Below are 16,784 nucleotides of genomic sequence, written 5' to 3'. Positions count from 1 at the left end.
CCGTGGCCGTCTGTGTCCATCGTGACGGCCACCACTGACAATCCCTCAGAAGCCGCCTCTGACCAGGGGCTTTGCTTCGAGCGAAAGTTCGGGCTAACTTTTTGCACTGACCAGTCAGTTCAAATTGGGGGTGAGGTCGTGGACAGCCCGCACGGGGCGTCGCTGAGCGCCGAGGACTTCGGACTGAAGGGCCCGCGCGGCTGGGCCTTCCGAGGGGTGGAGTTCACCGCGGACCCCGGATCGCTCGTCGCGCTGGAGGGGCCGTCCGGCTCGGGCCGTACGTGTCTGCTGCTCGCGCTCACCGGCCGGATGCGTTCCACCCGGGGCCACGCCGAGGTGGGCGGTGAGCGCCTGCCCGGCAGGCTCGCCGCCGTACGCGGCTTCAGCGCGCTCGGCCCGGTCCCCGGGGTCAGCGATCTGGACCCCTCCCTCACGGTCGCCGAGCATCTGCGCGAACGGGCCCTGCTGCGGCGCCGTTTCAGCGGTTCGCCGCGCGCCCTGCTGCGGCCCCGCGCCGAACGGGCCGCCGCCACGCGGGCCACGATCGACACCGCGCTGGACGCTGCGGGGCTCGACCTCGCGGAGCTGCCCAAGGCCGAACGGACCTCCGTGCGGGACCTGGAGCGCCTGGAGGCCCTGCGGCTGTCCATAGCCCTCGCCCTGATGAGCCGTCCGAGGGTCCTCGCCGTGGACGACACCGACCTCAAGCTCTCCGCCACGGACCGCGCCCTGGCCTGGGAGCTGCTGCGCGGCCTCGCGGCCGGCGGGACCACCGTGCTGGCCGTCGGCGAGGAGTCCCCCGAGGACGCGCTCACCGTGCGCACCCGCCCGGCGGCCACGACGGACACCCCCGACGACACGACGACCGGGAAGGAAACGGCCGATGCGATCGCCGAAACTGGCCGCGCTTGAGCTGCGGCGGTTCGGCAGGGGCCGGATGCCGCGCGCCGCACTCGTGGCGCTCCTCCTGCTGCCCCTGCTGTACGGAGCGCTCTACCTCTGGTCGTTCTGGGACCCGTACGGGCGGCTCGACCGCATCCCCGTGGCGCTCGTCAACGACGACAAGGGTACGAGCGCCGAGGGAGAACACCTCGCGGCAGGCGACGAGATCACCGGCAAGCTGCTCGACTCGAAGGTCTTCGACTGGCACGAGGTCGGCTCCGCCGAGGCGGAGAAGGGCGTCGAGGACGGGACGTACTACCTGTCCCTGACCATGCCGGCGGACTTCAGCGAGCAGATCGCGTCGAGCGGCGGGGACTCCCCCGAGACCGGCGCCCTCCAGGTCCGTACGAACGACGCCAACAACTACATCGTCGGGCAGATCTCCAGAACGGTCTTCGCCGAGGTCCGCAGCGCCGCCTCCACCAAGGCCTCGCGCGGCTTCCTGGACCGGATCTTCATCAACTTCTCCGGTCTGCACGACGCGACGGCGAAGGCGGCCAAGGGCGCCGACGACCTGGAGAGCGGCCTCACGAAGGCCAAGAAGGGCTCCAAGGACCTCGCGGACGGCCTCACGACCGCCAAGTCGGGCAGCGGCACCCTCTCCTCCGGCGTCACCAAGCTGGACAAGGGCGCGGGCGACCTGAAGACGGGGTCCGCGCAGGTCGCCGGCGGCACCCAGCTGCTCGCCGACAAGGTCAACGCGGTCGCCGACGACGTACGCCCCTTCCTGAAGGACAACGGCCAGGCCATCGGGGACACCGCACGGCTGGTCGCCGACTCGTCCAAGGCCGTACGGGACAACCTCGATCTGCTGGCCGAAGCCGCGCCCACCGCGGCGTCCGCCGCCCACACGGCTTCCGACGACCTGACCGAGGTCTACCGCACCCGCTGCGAGGACCAGCCGGTGCCCGACCCCGGTGTCTGCCCCCAGCTGAAGCGCGCCAAGACAGCCGCACAGGACGTCGCCAAGGTGTCCGACGACGTGAACGCGCTGGTCACGAACCAGAAGGGCGATCTGGCGAAGCTGCGCACCCAGCTGACCTCCCTGGAGAAGCAGGCCGACGCCCTGGCGAAGCGCGCGCCGGACCTCGACACGGACCTCGAATCCGCCGTGAAGAAGATCAACACGCTCAACACCGGCGCGCACAAGGTCGCCAAGGGCGCCGACGCGCTCCACACCGGCCTCGGCACCGCGAAGAAGGGGGCCGGCGACCTGGACGCCGGCGTCAAGAAGCTCAAGGCCGGCGCCAAGACGCTGGACAGCGGTCTCTACCGGCTGGGTGACGGCTCCGCGACGCTCGCCCAGGGGCTGAACGACGGGGTCGGCAAGATCCCCGACTACGACAAGGACGACCGTGACGCCCGCACCGGCGTCATGGCCGACCCCGTGCGGCTGGCCTCCTCCTCGCTGCACGCGGCACCCAACTACGGCACGGGCTTCGCCCCGTACTTCATCCCGCTCTCGCTGTGGGTGGGCGCGATGGTGGCGTACATGCTGATCCAGCCGCTCAGCCGGCGGGCGCTCGCGGCCGGGGCCCCGGCCTGGCGGATCGCCTTCGCGGGCTGGCTGCCCGTCGCCGCGACGGGGCTGCTCCAGGTCGCCGCCCTGATGTCGGTGCTGCACTGGCAGCTCGGTCTCCAGATGACGCACGCCGCCGGGACGATGGGCTTCCTGGCCCTGGTGACCTGCTGCTTCGCCGCGATCGTGCAGTGGCTGAACGCCCGCTTCGGTGCGGCGGGGCGGATCCTCGTCCTGGCGGTGCTGATGCTCCAGCTGACCTCCGCGGGGGGCACCTATCCCGTGCAGACCAGTCCGGGGTTCTTCGGGGCGATCCACCCCTACCTGCCGATGACCTATGTCGTGGACGGGCTGCGCCGGCTGATCACGGGCGGCGGTCTCGGCCCGGTCTGGCAGGGCTGCGCCGTGCTGCTGGCCTTCACCGCCGGCGCGCTGGCGCTCACCGCGCTCTCCGCGCGCCGCAAGCAGGTGTGGACCCTGGACCGGCTGCACCCGGAGCTGAGTCTGTGACCGCGCCCGGACCTGTGAGAATCGGAGGCATGGACAGCAGTAGCACCACGCGCCGCCAGGCCACCCGGCAGAAGCTCTACGAGGCGGCGGTGACCCTCATCGCGGAGAAGGGGTTCTCCGCGACCACGGTGGACGAGATCGCCGAACGCGCCGGAGTGGCCAAGGGCACGGTCTACTACAACTTCAAGAGCAAGACCGAGCTGTTCGAGGAACTGCTGCGGCACGGTGTCGGGCTGCTCACCCAGTCGCTGCGGTCCGCCGCGGACTCGGCGGACGCCCGCGGCGGCACCCGCGTGGAGGCGCTGGACGCGATGATCAGGGCGGGTCTGGTCTTCATCGACCGCTACCCGGCCTTCACCCAGCTCTACGTCGCCGAGCTCTGGCGCACCAACCGCGCCTGGCAGTCGACCCTGCTGGTGGTGCGTCAGGAGGCCGTGGCCGTCGTCGAGGGTGTGCTGCGGGAAGGCGTCGCGGGCGGCGAGCTCAGCGAGGAGATCGACATCCAGCTGACGGCCGCCGCACTGGTCGGGATGGTCCTGGTCGCGGCCCTCGACTGGCAGGCGTTCCAGCCCGAGCGGACGATCGACGACGTGCACTCCGCGCTGTCCCTGCTGCTGCACGGGCGGGTCAGCGGACGCTGAGGCGTCAGCCGGGCCCGCGTACGAAGAGCCCGCCGGCCCACACGGAAAACGCCGCTCCGGTGGAATTCGATCCCCCCGAATTCCGCCGGACCGGCGTCCCGTAGCGCCTGCGGAGCCCTCCCCCGTGACCCCGTGTGTTCCCCCGTGGTCCCGGAGCTCCGCTCGTGCGCCCCCGTTACGTCCGGGGTGCCGCACCGTTCCGCCGCCCCGTGCCGGCGGTCCGGGCACCGCGCCCTTTCCGTGGTCCCCACTCTTCCGTCCGCGCAGGTGGCGGCCCATCCGCGTCCCTACTCATCTCCCGCACTAGGTACAGGTACTCAGGCCTGTGCGGCAGCGCTCACCCGGCACTCCCCGCGACTGGCTACGATCACGTCCGTGTCCGTACTCCCCCTGGTGTTCACGAGCGGCTGGGCGAGCGGGATCAACGCCTACGCGGTGGTCCTCCTCCTCGGCCTCTTCGGCGCGACCGGTCTCACCGACGAGGTACCCGACTCCCTCCAGCGCACCGATGTGCTCGTGGTCGCCGGTGTGCTGTTCGTGTGCGAGGCGGTGGCCGACAAGATCCCGTACGTGGACTCCGCCTGGGACGCCGCGCACACGGTGATCCGGCCGGTGGCGGGCGCGGTCGTCGCGGCTCTGCTGGCCGGCGACAGCGGGTCGCTGCCGCAGCTCGCGGCGGGAGCCGTGGGCGGTTCCACCGCGCTGCTGAGCCATCTGGTGAAGGCCGGCACGAGAATGGCGGTCAACACCTCGCCCGAACCGTTCAGCAACATCGGAGTCAGCGTCGCCGAGGACTTCGGCGTCGCGGGGATCATCGTCTTCGCGGTCTTCCACCCGCTGGCGGCGGCCGTCATCGCCGCGGTCCTGCTCCTGCTCGGCCTGGCGACCGTGCTCTTCCTGGCGTCCCGGATCCGCCGGTTCCTGCGACGCAGGGCACGGGGCCGCGTTGTCGGTGGCACCCCTTAGGGTCACTGACATGGCACGAATTGCGGTGATCGGCGCCGGGACCGGCGCGATGGCGGCGGCTGCCCGGCTCTCCGTGGCAGGCCACCGGGTGACGGTGTACGAGCGGTCGACGACGCACGGCGGCTCGCTCGGCCGGTATGCGCGAGACGGCTTCGTCTTCGACACCGGCCCCGGGCTGCTGCATCTGCCCGCGGTCCACCGCGACCTGTTCGTGAAGACGGGCAAGGAGAGCCTGGAGCAGTGCGTCACGCTTTCCCAGGTCGACCCGGCGAGCCGCCATCTCTTCGCGGACGGCACAGCGGTGTCCCTGCCCAACGCCTCGCGGGCCGGGGTCGTCGGCGCCCTCGACAGGGCCCTCGGCGAGGGAGCCGGGGCCCGCTGGGGGGACTTCCTGGGCCGGGCGGGCACCGCCTGGGACCGGTCGCGCAGGCCGCTGCTGGAGGAGCCGCTGCCCGATGATCCGCTGACGCTGGCCCGTGATCCCTATCCCGCGGTGCGCCGGCGCAGGCTGCTGCGCGCCGCCCGGCAGGCGGGGACGGTGGCCGAGGTGGGCGCCCGGGAGCTGGCGGACCCCCGCCTCGCGGCCCTGCTCGACGGCTACGCCCTGTCGTACGGCCTCGACCCGCGCCGCGCCCCGGCCGCCGCTGCCCTCCTGCCGTACATGGAGGAGACGTTCGGCACGTGGTACGTCGCGGGGGGCATGCGCGCGCTGGCCGACGCGGTGTACGAACGGTGCCTGGCCCGTGGGGTGGAGTTCGTCTTCGGCGCCGAGGCGGTCCGGGTGTCCGAGAAGGACGGGCGGGCGGCCGGGATCGAGCTGGCGGACGGCAGGAGTATGGACGCCGGTCATGTGGTCCTGGGCGCGCGGCCGTTGCCCGGCCTCCTCCCGGTCCCGCAGGAGCCGCCCGCCGGGGCGCCCGACGCACCGGTGCCGGGCCGCTTCATGGTCCTGCTGTCGCTGCGCGGCGCCCGGGAGGCCGGCGCCGTCCACCGGACCGTGGTGCACACCGCTGACCCGGCCGGCGAGCAGGACGCGGTGTTCGGCGGCCGGGTCGCGGAGCGGCCCACGGTGACGGTGCTGCGTCCCGACGACCCGGCGACCCGCCCCGACGAGGAGCACGAGGCGGTGACCCTGACGGTGACGGTGGCGCCGCACGGTCCGGTCGACTGGACGGACGCGGCCCTGCGCGAGCGGTTCGCCGACGCGGTGATCGTCCGGGCGGCCGAGGCCGTTCCCGGCCTCCGTGAGCGGATCCTCCACGCCGAGGTGCGCACACCCGCCGAGACCGAGTCGGACACCGGGGCCCAGGGCGGTTCGGTGCCCGCCCCGGCCCTGGCCGGGGCGGCGGGCGGATATCTGCACCCCGGGAACCGCACCGCGCTGCCCGGTCTGTATCTGGCGGGCGGCTGGTCCCACCCCGGCGGCGGGCTTGCCCACGCCGGGATGTCGGGTGCCCTGGTCGCGGGGCTCGTGGTGGAGGGTGACGGCTTCCGCGGCTCCCGGTGAGCGAGGGGGAGTGCCCCCGGGCCCGCCGTCGGCAGGTCAGTAGCGGTACGGGTCGTTCTGGCCGGTGTCGTAGCCGTTGCCGTACGGGGCGGGCCGGCCGGGTGCTTCCGGCGGCAGTGGGGGGTACTGGTCGCTCTCACGCTGCTGCGGGACCCACACCCCGCCCGGCGGGGTGTCGACGTACTGCCCGCCGTACGGGTCGGCCGGCTGCTGCCCGGTGCCGTAGGAGGGGTCGGTCAGGGGGTCGAAGCCGGCGCCGTAGCTGTCGTACGCGGCGTACTGCCCGGTGCCCGTGTCGGTGCCCGCCCCGGCCCCCGTCCCGGTGTACGGGTCGGAGTACGCGGCGTACCCCGTCTGGTCCGTGCCGTAGCCGTACTGGCCGGCGTAGGCGCCCTGGTCCTGGTGCGGGTCCTGGTGCCCGTCCTGGCCCGAGTAGCCGCCGCCCTGGCCCGCGTAGGGGTCCTGGGCGGCCGGCTGGCCGTAGCCGTTGTACGGGTCGTAGCCGGCGTACTGGGGCTGCTGCCCGCCGTACTGGGCCTGCCCGTCGTCCCGGCCGGCCGGTGCGGGGTCGCTGTAGATGCCGTACTGCCCGGTGTCGTCGGGCAGCGGCTCCGGCTCGTAGACCGCTGCGGGGCCGGCCGAAGGGTCGTGTTCCGTCTGCGGCCCTTCGGCGGCATATCCCCCGTACTCCAGGTCTGAGACCTCGAGTACGGGCTCCTGGCTGCTCGGCGCGGCTGCCCCGCCCGGCGCGCGCCGCCGGCGTCGGCTCTCGCCCGGACTGCCGCCGATCGCCCATCCCGTCGAGAAGCCACGCCGGAAGGAGAGCGTCACATAGGTCTGGCCCGTCGCGAAGGCGATCGCCCCGAGGGCGATCACCGGCACGGAGGGGACCAGCACACCGAGGACCACGACGAGGAAGCCGACGAAGGCCAGCAGACGCCAGCGCAGACGTGCCTTGTACTGCAGCAGCACCTCGCCGAGCAGCCACAACGCCACTATGCCGAATGCGATGTAGAGGACCGTCCAGCCCACGCCCGCCCCCTCCTACGGCCACCGCCCCGGTTGGTGGCGGGTACGGCCGGTCACGACTGCTTGTGCAGTCCGAGATTCTCGTAGATCTCGAGTGTCGCCGTCGAGTTGTTGAGCGTGATGAAGTGCAACCCAGGGACACCCTCGGAGAGCAGTTTCGCGCAGAACTCCGTGGCGAACTCGATGCCAATGGAGCGTACAGCGGCCGGGTCGTCCTGCGCGGCGAGGATGCGCTCCTTCAGCGAGGAGGGCAGGGACGCGTTGCTGAGCTGTGCGAATCTTTCCACCTGTTTGACGCTGGTGAGCGGCATCACCTCGGGAATGACCGGGGTTTCGCAACCCGCAGCGACCACACGGTCACGCATCTGCAGATAGCTTTCCGGGTGGAAGAACATCTGGGTGATCGCATAGTCGGCACCGGCACGGCACTTGTCCACGAAATGCCCGATGTCGGAGTCCCAGTCGGTGGACCGCGGATGCATTTCGGGAAAAGCCGCGACGCCGACGCAGAAATCACCGGCTTCCTTGATCAGCCGGACCAGGTCCGCCGCGTACCGCACACCCTGCGGGTGTTCGATCCACTCTCCCATCGGGTCGCCGGGCGGGTCGCCGCGCACCGCGAGGATGTTGCGGATGCCGGCGTCCGCGTACTGCCCGACCATGTTGCGCAGCTCGGCCACGGAGTGGTCGACGGCGGTGAGGTGCGCGACCGGCGTCAGTGTGGAGTCGGCGGCGATCTGCTGGGTCGCCCTGACCGTCCCGGCGCGGGTCGAACCGCCGGCCCCGTACGTCACGGAGACAAAACTCGGTCCCACCGCCTCGACCCGGCGCAGGGCGTTCCAGAGATTCCGCTCGCCCTTCTCGGTCTTGGGCGCCCAGAACTCGAACGAGAACGACGTCTCGCCGGACGCGAGCAGCTCACGCACGGTCCGTGCGTGATCTGTCCTGGTGGAAGGTGTACCTAGGGCCATACTGGGAGGTTAACCAGGGCCCGGCGGTACCCCAACCACAGGGACCGAATTGACCGGAATGCGGGGGGTCGTGTCCACCCCTCGGACACCTCCGCGGCGCCCCGGGTCAGGCCGCGCGCGCCCGGATGCGCCGCGCGAGCGAGGCGGCTGCCTCGGCCGGATCCCGCGCCTCGGTGATCGCCCGCACGACGACGACGCGACGTGCGCCGGCGTCCAGCACCTCGTCGAGATTCCCGGCGTCGATCCCGCCGATGGCGAACCAGGGCCGGGTCGTGCCGAGCGAGGCGGCGTAGCGCACGAGGCCGAGGCCCGGGGCGTGCCTGCCGGGCTTGGTGGGGGTGGGCCAGCAGGGGCCCGTGCAGAAGTAGTCGACGCCCGGCTGGGCGACGGCGGCGTCGACCTCGGCCTCGGCGTGGGTGGAGCGGCCGATCACCACGTCGTCGCCGACGACGGCGCGGGCCGCGGGCACCGGCAGATCGCCCTGCCCGAGGTGCAGCACGTCGGAGCCGATGGCATGGGCCACATCGGCACGGTCGTTCACGGCGAGAAGCGCTCCGTGGCGCTTGGCTGCGTCGGCGAGGACCGCGAGGTGTTCGAGCTCCTCGGCCGCCTCCATGCCCTTGTCCCGCAGCTGCACGATGTCCACCCCGCCGGACAGCGCGGCGTCGAGGAACTCCGGGAGGTCACCCTGCCTCTTGCGGGCGTCGGTGCACAGATAGAGCCGGGCGTCGGAAAGCCGGTCACGGAGCGTGGACATGGTGAAATCCCCCGTCGGTGCGTAGTTCGGTGCGTCGTTGGATCGGCCGGATCGGCCGGATCACTTCGGATGTGCCGGAAGCCCCATGACAGCGGGGTGCGGGCCGTGTGTGTCACGGCCCGCACCCCGCCTCACGGTTGTCCGGTCAGACGGCGAGCGCCTGGGCCCGGCGCTTCACCTCCGTACCGCGATTCTCACTCAGGGCCTGCGCCGGGGTGCCGGGCAGGCTCGGGTCGGGGGTGAAGAGCCAGTCCAGCATCTCTTCGTCGTTGTAGCCGTCGTCCCTCAGGAGCGTCAGGGTCCCTGCGAGACCCTTGACCACCCTGGTGCCGTCGATGAAGGCGGCAGGCACCTGGAGCGTCCGGTTCTCACCACGTCGCACGGCGATCAGCTGGCCTTCCTTGACCAGCTGCCGTACGCGCGTCACCTCGACATCGAGCATTTCCGCGATGTCGGGAAGGTGGAGCCAGGCGGGGACGAGAGCATCGATCTTTGCGTCAATCTCGGTCACAAGGACAAGCGTGCCATCCCGGACCGACAGTCGGTAGCCGGGCAGGGCGTACGAGGCGGGTGGTCGGTGCCCTCAGGCGTTCCGCACCGTGGATTTCAGCGGTACGGAGGAGTCCGCGGCCCGCGCCGGATCGATGCGCGCCCCCGCTTCGACGAGCTTGCGCCCCTGTGTCAGGTCACGGGGCCTGCTGACGGCCAGTACGGCGACCAGCACCCCCTGCCGCAGCCAGAGCACCGTCCAGGACGCCTCGGCCGGGTCGCCCCGCCACAGCAGCGTGTCGGCTCCGGCGTGATGGCCGGCGTACTGCACGAAGCGGCCGAACTGCTCGGACCAGAAGTAGGGCACCGGGTCGTACGTGCCCGCCTCACCGCTCGCGAGGGCGGCGGCGACCGTCCTGGGCCCCTGAAGGGCGTTGTCCCAGTGATGGACCAGCAGCCGCTCGCCGTAGCGGGCGGAAGGGAAGGAGGCGCAGTCGCCCACCGCGTGGACATCGGGCAGCGAGGCGCGCAGCGAGCTGTCCGCGACGACCGAGCCGTCCGGGCCGAGCTCGATGCCCGAGCCCGCGAGCCACCCGGTGGCGGGCCGGGCGCCGATGCCGACGACCACCGCCCCCGCGGGGATCACCCGGCCGTCCGACAGATGGACGGCGCCCTGTCCGACGCGGGCGACCCGGGCGCCGGTGAGGAGATCGGCTCCGCTCTCGGCGTACCAGCGGGTCATCGGCGCGGCGACCTCGGCGGGCAGCGTGCCCGCCAGGGGACGGTCCGCGGCCTCCACGACGGTGACCACGCAGCCGGCGGCGCGGGCCGCCGTGGCGAACTCGGCGCCGATCCAGCCCGCTCCGACGACGACCACGTCGTGCTGTTGGTCGAGGATGGGCCGCAGCCGCGCGGCGTCGTCGAGGGTGCGCAGCAGATGGACACCGGGCACGCCGTCGGAACCGGGCAGTGCGACGGGTTCCGCGCCGGTGGCGATGACCAGCGCGTCGTAGGGGACGGGGCCTTCCAGGGTGTCCACCTCGTGCGCGCCGGCGCGCAGGCCGGTCACATGGAGCCCCAGGCGCAGGGTGATGTCCAGGGCCTCGAAGTCGATGTCGAAGGCGGAGTGCTCCGCCTCGCCGAGCAGGATCGCCTTGGAGAGCGGCGGCCTGTCGTACGGCTGGTGCGGTTCCGCGCCGATCACGGTGACCCGGCCCGTGAAGCCCTGTTCGCGCAGGGCCACGGCCGTCTGCACACCGGCCATGCCGGCGCCCACGATCACGACGGCGCGCGCCGGCTGTCCCGGTGCCGGTTCCGGTGTCTGCTCGCTCACCCGTCCACCCTAATGACCTGAAGGGGCGCCGGTTCCCGGGCCCGTGTCCGGCTGTCGGGGGCGGGGTCTAGGCTGGCCACCGTAAGAGACTCGCGGGAGCCCGGACGTACCGGGCTGAGAGGGAGGCTGACCGGCCTCCGACCGTACGAACCTGATCCGGGTCATGCCGGCGAAGGGAGGGGCTGGACGCCCATGCGTATCTCCACGAGCAGCTCCGACGTCCTGGTCGTCGGGGGCGGCATCATCGGTCTGGTGACCGCCTGGCGGTCCGCCCAGCAGGGTCTGAGCACCACGCTGGCCGATCCGGGACCGGGCGGCGGCGCGGCCCGGGTCGCGGCCGGGATGCTCGCGGCCGTCACCGAACTCCACTACGGCGAGCAGACGCTGCTCGGCCTCAACGTGGCCTCCGCGGCGCGCTATCCGGCGTTCGTCGCCGAGCTGGAGGAGGCGAGCGGGCAGGAGACCGGCTTCCGTGCCTGCGGCACCCTGTCCGTCGCGCTGGACTCCGACGACCGGGCGCATCTGCGGGAGCTGCACGCGCTGCAGCAGCGATCCGGGCTGGAGTCCGAGTGGCTGAGCGGCCGTGAGTGCCGCCGGCTGGAGCCGATGCTCGCCCCCGGCGTTCGCGGCGGGCTGCGGGTCGACGGCGACCACCAGGTGGACCCCAGGCGGCTGGCTTCGGCCCTGCTGACCGCGTGCGAGCGGGCGGGGGTGGACTTCCGCCGCGCCTGGGTCCAGCGGCTCTCCGTCACGGACGGCAGGGCGACGGGCGTCGTCCTTGCGGACGGTACGCGGCTCGCCGCAGGCCAGGTGGTGCTCGCGGGCGGCAGCCTCAGCGGCCGGCTGGAAGGGCTGCCCGAGTCGGTCGTGCCGCCCGTACGCCCGGTCAAGGGGCAGGTGCTGCGGCTGACCGTGCCGCCCGCGTACGCCCCCTTCCTGAGCAGGACCGTGCGGGCCGTCGTACGCGGCAGCCATGTCTATCTGGTCCCGCGTGCCAACGGCGAGCTGGTGGTCGGTGCGACCACCGAGGAGCTGGGCTGGGACACCACGGTCACCGCCGGCGGGGTGTACGAGCTGCTGCGGGACGCCCATGAGCTGGTGCCCGGCATCACCGAGCTCCCGCTGACCGAGACCCGGGCCGGTCTGCGCCCCGCATCGCCCGACAACGCGCCGCTGCTGGGCCCCACCGCGCTGCCCGGTCTGCACCTCGCCACCGGGCACCACCGCAACGGGGTGCTGCTGACCCCCGTCACGGGCGAGGTGATGGCCGAGGTGCTGACCACGAGCGAGCTGCCCGAGCTCGGCCGCCCCTTCTCGCCGCGCCGCTTCGCCGCGGACGCCAGGCCACGTTCCCCCGAAGACACCGCCCACGCGTCGCAGGAGCAGCCCGTATGACACAGCCCGTGCCCGCCACCGGTCCCGCATCCGTGTCCGCCTCCACATCCGCATCCGTGTCCGTGTCCGTCAACGGGGAAGACCGCGCCGTCCCCGTGGGCACCGCGCTGGACACCCTGGTCGGGGCGCTGACCACCGCGCCCTCCGGGGTCGCCGCCGCGGTCAACGAGGCCGTCGTCCCGCGTGGACAGTGGTCCGCCACCACGCTCGCCGACGGCGACCGCGTCGAGGTCCTCACCGCGGTCCAGGGAGGCTGACCATGTCCGACGATCTCTTCACCCTGGGGCCCACCGCGTTCTCGTCCCGGCTGATCATGGGAACGGGCGGGGCGCCCAGCCTCGATGTGCTGGAGCGCTCCCTGATCGCCTCGGGCACCGAGCTGACCACCGTGGCGATGCGCCGGCTCGACCCGACCGTGCAGGGCTCCGTGCTCTCCGTCCTGGAACGCCTCTCCATCCAGGTCCTGCCGAACACGGCGGGCTGCTTCACGGCGGGCGAGGCCGTGCTCACCGCCCGGCTGGCCAGGGAGGCGCTGGGCACCGACTGGATCAAGCTGGAGGTCGTGGCCGACGAGCGGACCCTGCTGCCCGACCCCGTCGAGCTGCTGGACGCCGCCGAGATCCTGGTCGACGACGGCTTCACGGTCCTGCCGTACACCAATGACGACCCGGTCCTGGCCCGCAAGCTCGAGGACGTGGGGTGCGCGGCGATCATGCCGCTGGGCTCCCCCATCGGCTCCGGGCTCGGCATCCGCAATCCGCACAACTTCCAGCTGATCGTCGAGCAGGCCGGGGTCCCGGTGATCCTGGACGCCGGCGCGGGCACCGCATCGGACGCGGCGCTGGCGATGGAGCTGGGCTGTGCCGCCGTGATGCTCGCGTCGGCGGTGACCCGGGCGCAGGAGCCCGAGCTGATGGCGGCGGCGATGCGGCACGCGGTGGACGGCGGGCGCCTGGCGTACCGGGCGGGACGCATCCCGCGCCGTCATTTCGCCGAGGCGTCCTCACCCGTGGCGGGCCGCGCGGTGCTGGATCCGGAGCGCCCGGCGTTCTGAGGTCCGGGCAGCCGCGGCTCCCTCCCGTCACAACATGCACATGTCCCTGTCACGGCTCGGCACCGGAACGGTCCCCGGAACACCTGGCCCATCCCGTCGTGTCCGTGGCAGCTCGTAGACTCGCACCGTGGACACGACCCTCCAGGACCCCCTCGTCGGGCAGCTGCTCGACGGCCGCTACCGGATCGACGCACGCATCGCCGTCGGTGGCATGGCCACGGTCTACCGGGCCATGGACACCCGGCTCGACCGGGTGCTCGCCCTCAAGGTGATGCATCCGGCGCTGGCGACCGACGCGGCGTTCGTCGAGCGCTTCATCCGCGAGGCCAAGTCCGTCGCCCGGCTCGCCCACCCCAATGTGGTGGCCGTCTTCGACCAGGGCGCCCAGGGCGCGTACGTCTACCTGGCGATGGAGTACGTCGCCGGGTGCACCCTGCGCGATGTCCTGCGCGAGCGCGGGGCGCTCCAGCCCCGGGCCGCGCTGGACATCCTCGAACCGGTACTGGCGGCTCTCGGGGCCGCGCACCGCGCGGGCTTCGTCCACCGCGACATGAAGCCGGAGAACGTCCTGATCGGGGACGACGGCCGGGTGAAGGTCGCCGACTTCGGGCTCGTGCGCGCGGTGGGCACCTCCACGGACACCACCGGCTCGCTGCTCGGCACGGTCTCGTATCTCGCGCCGGAGCAGATCGAGCAGGGCACGGCCGACACCAGGTCCGATGTGTACGCCTGCGGTGTCGTGCTCTACGAGATGCTGACCGGCGGCAAGCCCCACAGCGGGGACACCGCCGCCCAGGTCATCTACCAGCATCTGAACGAGGACGTCCCGGCGCCTTCCCGCGCCGTTCCCGGCCTGGCCGCCGGTCTTGACGAGCTGGTCGCAGCCGCGACGGCGCGCGCCCCTGGCGGCCGTCCGTCCGACGCCGTGGCCCTGCTGGCCCGGTCCCGTGAGATACGGGCGGCCCTCACCGACGAGCAGCTCGACGCGATGCCTCCGGGTGCCGTCTCGGTCGAGCACGACGCGGCCGATGACCGTACGAGCGTGATCCCCCGGGTGATCCCGGCAGGCCAGGGCACCGCGCACCACACCAGCCGGCTGGACATGCCCCCGTCCTCGCCCCGCCGGCCCGGGCGCGGGCGGCTCGGACCGTTCGCGGTCCGTGGCCGGCGCGGGATGCTCGCCGTGGTCGTCGCCGTCCTGCTGGTGCTGGGGACCGGCGCGGGCGTCTGGTACATCAACTCGGGCCAGTTCACCCGGGTCCCGTCCCTCCTGGGCCAGACCCGGAGCGTGGCGGAGAAGCGGCTCGCCGACGAGGGCATCGAGCTGAAGGGTGTCGAGCGCGCCTACAGCGACACGGTGAAGCGCGGCACGGTGATCAGCAGCGATCCCGGTTCCGGCGAGCGGATCCGGGGCAACGTCTCGGTGCAGCTGGTGATCTCGCGCGGCCCCGAGATCGTGAAGGTTCCCGATGTCGAGGGGCTCGCCCTTGCCGACGCCCGGCGGGAGCTGACGAAGACGGGGCTCGCGCCCGGAATGGCGACCCGGGAGTTCAGCGAGGAGATCGACCGGGGCAAGGTGATCCGTACGGATCCTCGGGCAGGCACCGAGCGTCACCCCGACTCGGCGGTCGCCCTGGTCGTCAGCAAGGGCAGCCCCGTCGACGTGCCCGATGTCACCGGCCTCTCCGTCGAGGACGCCACGGCCGCTCTGGACGAGGAGGGGCTGAAGGCGAAGGTGCTGCCCGACCGGGTCAACTCCCCCGAGGTCCCGGGCGACATCGCCCGGCAGTCGCCCGGGGACGGCGCGGAGGCCGCCGAGGGCGACACCGTGGAGCTGACGGTCTCCAAGGGCCCGCGTATGGTCGAGGTCCCCGATGTCACGGGCAAGGACGTCGACGAGGCCCGCGACGCCCTGGAGGACGCGGGGTTCGAGGTCAAGGTCGACCGCCCGCTCCTCTCCTTCAGCGACACGGTCAAGAGCCAGTCGGTGGAGGGCGGCGAGAGGGCCGCCGAAGGCTCCACGATCACGATCAAGACCAAGACCCTGTAGCGACCCCGAGGACCGGCACCACATGCGCAACCCCATCGGCGGCCACGTTCCCGTGGCCGGCGGACTCGCCAAGATCGGCCTCGGCTACGCCCAGGAGTTGGCGGCGGAGACCGTACAGGTCTTCGTCGCCAACCCGCGCGGCTGGGCGACACCGCCGGGGAATCCGGTGCAGGACGAGCTGTTCCGCTCGGAGTGCGCGGCCAGGTCGATTCCCGCGTACGTCCACGCCCCGTATCTGATCAACTTCGGTTCGCACACCGAGGCCACCGTCGAGCGGTCGGTCCTGTCCCTGCGCCACTCGCTGCGCCGGGCCCGGGAGATCGGCGCCCTGGGGGTGGTGGTGCACACCGGCTCGGCGACCGGCGGACGCCCGCGCGAGGTGGCACTCGCCCAGGTGCGTACGCACATGCTTCCGCTGCTGGACGAGCTGACGCGGGACGACGATCCGTTCCTGCTGCTGGAGTCGACCGCGGGACAGGGCTCCTCGCTCTGTTCGCGCACCTGGGACTTCGGCCCGTATTTCGAGGCGCTGGACTCCCACCCCAGGCTGGGTGTCTGTCTGGACACCTGCCACATCTACGCGGCGGGCCATGACCTGACCGGGCCCGTCGGCATGCGGCAGACCCTGGATCTCCTGGTCGACACGGTCGGCGACGGTCGGCTGAAGCTGATCCACGCCAATGACTCCAAGGACGTGGTGGGCGCCCACAAGGACCGGCACGAGAACATCGGCGCCGGTCATATCGGTGCCGGGCCGTTCCGCGAGCTGTTCTCGCACCCGGCGGCCGAAGGCGTGCCGCTGATCATCGAGACGCCCGGCGGCAAGGAGGGTCACGCGGCGGACGTGGCGCGGCTGAAGGAGCTCCGGGGCTCCGTCGTCGGCTGAGCCGGGGCCTGCCGGGGCTCAGAGCTCGGGGCCGTCCCCGGGCTCCTCCTGGTAGGAGTAGCGCTGCTCGCTCCACGGGTCGCCGATGTTGTGGTATCCGCGTTCTTCCCAGAAACCACGGCGGTCGGCCTGCATGTATTCGATGCCCCGGACCCATTTGGGCCCCTTCCAGGCATACAGGTCGGGTACGACGAGGCGCAGCGGAAATCCGTGTTCCGCGGTGAGCAGTTCGCCGTCCTTATGGGTGGCGAAGAGCGTGCGCTCCGATACGAAGTCGGCGATACGCAGATTCGAGCTGAATCCGTATTCGGCCCAGACCATGACATGGGTGACTTCGGGCGCGGGCGGCGCGAGTTCCACCACGTCGCGCGCCAGGATTCCGCCCCATTCGGCTCCGAGCATGCTGAATTTCGTCACGCAGTGGAGATCGGCGACGACGGACGAGAAGGGCAGTGCTGTGAATTCCTGGTGATTCCAGCAGTGCTTGTCGCCGTCGGCCGTCGCCCCGAAGACCCGGAACTCCCAGCGGTCCGGTTTGAACTTGGGAACAGGCCCGTAATGGGTGACCGGCCAGCCGCGCTGCAGCCGTTGCCCCGGCGGAAGCCCGGCTTGCTCTGCTGTGCCGCTTACCCGGCTTTCCGGCTGACCCATACCTCCATGGTGACAGACAGGCAGGGGTGGTCATGACCAGGGGAGAGTCGATTCGGGCAACTCATACTAAGCGTGCACTTACTG

General features: G+C 72.1%; 16 protein-coding genes and 1 riboswitch. Of the genes, 10 read left to right on the top strand and 6 right to left on the bottom strand.

What is annotated here, in order from left to right; translation table 11 throughout:
- Positions 1–138 precede the first annotated feature (138 nt).
- From OG623_RS26650 to OG623_RS26630, 5 genes are all read left to right on the top strand, one after another.
- On the top strand, positions 139–912 hold the full coding sequence (locus OG623_RS26650) for an ATP-binding cassette domain-containing protein (RefSeq protein WP_406149853.1): 774 nt from the start codon (positions 139–141) through the stop codon (positions 910–912).
- Entirely contained in the window at positions 884–2,971 is a 2,088-nt protein-coding gene (locus tag OG623_RS26645) for a YhgE/Pip family protein (protein ID WP_406149851.1), read from the top strand. The genes OG623_RS26650 and OG623_RS26645 overlap by 29 nt, the downstream gene beginning before the upstream one ends.
- 29 nt (positions 2,972–3,000) lie before the next feature.
- A complete protein-coding gene (locus OG623_RS26640; protein ID WP_406149850.1) occupies positions 3,001–3,612 on the top strand; it encodes a TetR/AcrR family transcriptional regulator in 612 nt (203 codons plus the stop codon).
- Positions 3,613–3,987: 375 nt separating this feature from the next.
- Positions 3,988–4,578, top strand: a complete 591-nt coding sequence (locus OG623_RS26635; protein ID WP_406149849.1) for a DUF4126 domain-containing protein — start codon at positions 3,988–3,990, stop codon at positions 4,576–4,578.
- Between the two features lie 10 nt (positions 4,579–4,588).
- Positions 4,589–6,085 (top strand): phytoene desaturase family protein, encoded by a 1,497-nt coding sequence (locus OG623_RS26630; RefSeq protein ID WP_406149848.1) that lies wholly within the window; start codon positions 4,589–4,591, stop codon positions 6,083–6,085.
- Positions 6,086–6,121: 36 nt separating this feature from the next.
- Here OG623_RS26630 and OG623_RS26625 read toward each other — a convergent pair whose 3' ends face one another.
- The 5 genes from OG623_RS26625 to OG623_RS26605 all read right to left on the bottom strand — a co-directional run bounded on the left by OG623_RS26625 (position 6,122) and on the right by OG623_RS26605 (position 10,664).
- Complete coding sequence (locus OG623_RS26625; RefSeq protein WP_406149846.1) at positions 6,122–7,117, bottom strand: hypothetical protein; 996 nt, start codon at positions 7,115–7,117, stop codon at positions 6,122–6,124.
- A 50-nt stretch (positions 7,118–7,167) separates the two neighbouring features.
- Entirely contained in the window at positions 7,168–8,085 is a 918-nt protein-coding gene (metF, locus tag OG623_RS26620) for a methylenetetrahydrofolate reductase [NAD(P)H] (RefSeq protein ID WP_406149844.1), read from the bottom strand.
- A gap of 106 nt (positions 8,086–8,191) precedes the next feature.
- Positions 8,192–8,842: a thiamine phosphate synthase gene (gene thiE / locus OG623_RS26615; RefSeq protein WP_406149843.1), complete on the bottom strand. Its 651-nt coding sequence runs from the start codon at positions 8,840–8,842 to the stop codon at positions 8,192–8,194.
- 145 nt (positions 8,843–8,987) lie between these two features.
- On the bottom strand, positions 8,988–9,353 hold the full coding sequence (locus OG623_RS26610) for an Rv2175c family DNA-binding protein (protein ID WP_406149842.1): 366 nt from the start codon (positions 9,351–9,353) through the stop codon (positions 8,988–8,990).
- 72 nt (positions 9,354–9,425) lie between these two features.
- Positions 9,426–10,664 carry an NAD(P)/FAD-dependent oxidoreductase gene (locus OG623_RS26605; protein ID WP_406149841.1) on the bottom strand — a complete coding sequence of 413 codons (1,239 nt, stop codon included), beginning with the start codon at positions 10,662–10,664 and terminating at the stop codon, positions 9,426–9,428.
- 82 nt (positions 10,665–10,746) lie between these two features.
- Positions 10,747–10,859: riboswitch (TPP riboswitch) on the top strand.
- On the opposite strand from OG623_RS26605, the gene thiO reads away from it, so the two are divergent.
- The 5 genes from thiO (at position 10,857) to OG623_RS26580 (ending at position 16,049) form a co-directional block, all read left to right on the top strand.
- Positions 10,857–12,059, top strand: a complete 1,203-nt coding sequence (gene thiO / locus OG623_RS26600) for a glycine oxidase ThiO (RefSeq protein ID WP_406149839.1) — start codon at positions 10,857–10,859, stop codon at positions 12,057–12,059. It overlaps the preceding riboswitch by 3 nt.
- Positions 12,056–12,316 carry a sulfur carrier protein ThiS gene (gene thiS / locus OG623_RS26595; RefSeq protein ID WP_406149838.1) on the top strand — a complete coding sequence of 87 codons (261 nt, stop codon included), beginning with the start codon at positions 12,056–12,058 and terminating at the stop codon, positions 12,314–12,316. Before thiO ends, thiS begins: the two co-directional genes overlap by 4 nt.
- 2 nt (positions 12,317–12,318) lie before the next feature.
- The gene (locus OG623_RS26590) at positions 12,319–13,113 is read left to right on the top strand and encodes a thiazole synthase (RefSeq protein ID WP_406149837.1); all 795 of its coding nucleotides are present in this window, start codon (positions 12,319–12,321) and stop codon (positions 13,111–13,113) included.
- 127 nt (positions 13,114–13,240) lie between these two features.
- Positions 13,241–15,163, top strand: coding sequence for a Stk1 family PASTA domain-containing Ser/Thr kinase (gene pknB, locus OG623_RS26585; RefSeq protein WP_406149836.1), 1,923 nt, complete (start codon positions 13,241–13,243; stop codon positions 15,161–15,163).
- A gap of 22 nt (positions 15,164–15,185) precedes the next feature.
- Positions 15,186–16,049: a deoxyribonuclease IV gene (locus tag OG623_RS26580; protein ID WP_406149835.1), complete on the top strand. Its 864-nt coding sequence runs from the start codon at positions 15,186–15,188 to the stop codon at positions 16,047–16,049.
- Between the two features lie 18 nt (positions 16,050–16,067).
- Here OG623_RS26580 and OG623_RS26575 read toward each other — a convergent pair whose 3' ends face one another.
- Positions 16,068–16,700 (bottom strand): sulfite oxidase-like oxidoreductase, encoded by a 633-nt coding sequence (locus OG623_RS26575; RefSeq protein WP_406149834.1) that lies wholly within the window; start codon positions 16,698–16,700, stop codon positions 16,068–16,070.
- Positions 16,701–16,784: the final 84 nt, after the last annotated feature.

The organism is Streptomyces sp. NBC_01012, from assembly GCF_045162755.1.
Classification (GTDB): domain Bacteria; phylum Actinomycetota; class Actinomycetes; order Streptomycetales; family Streptomycetaceae; genus Streptomyces.
Note: the sequence above shows the minus strand (reverse complement) of the source record. Positions and strands in the feature narration are given on the sequence as shown.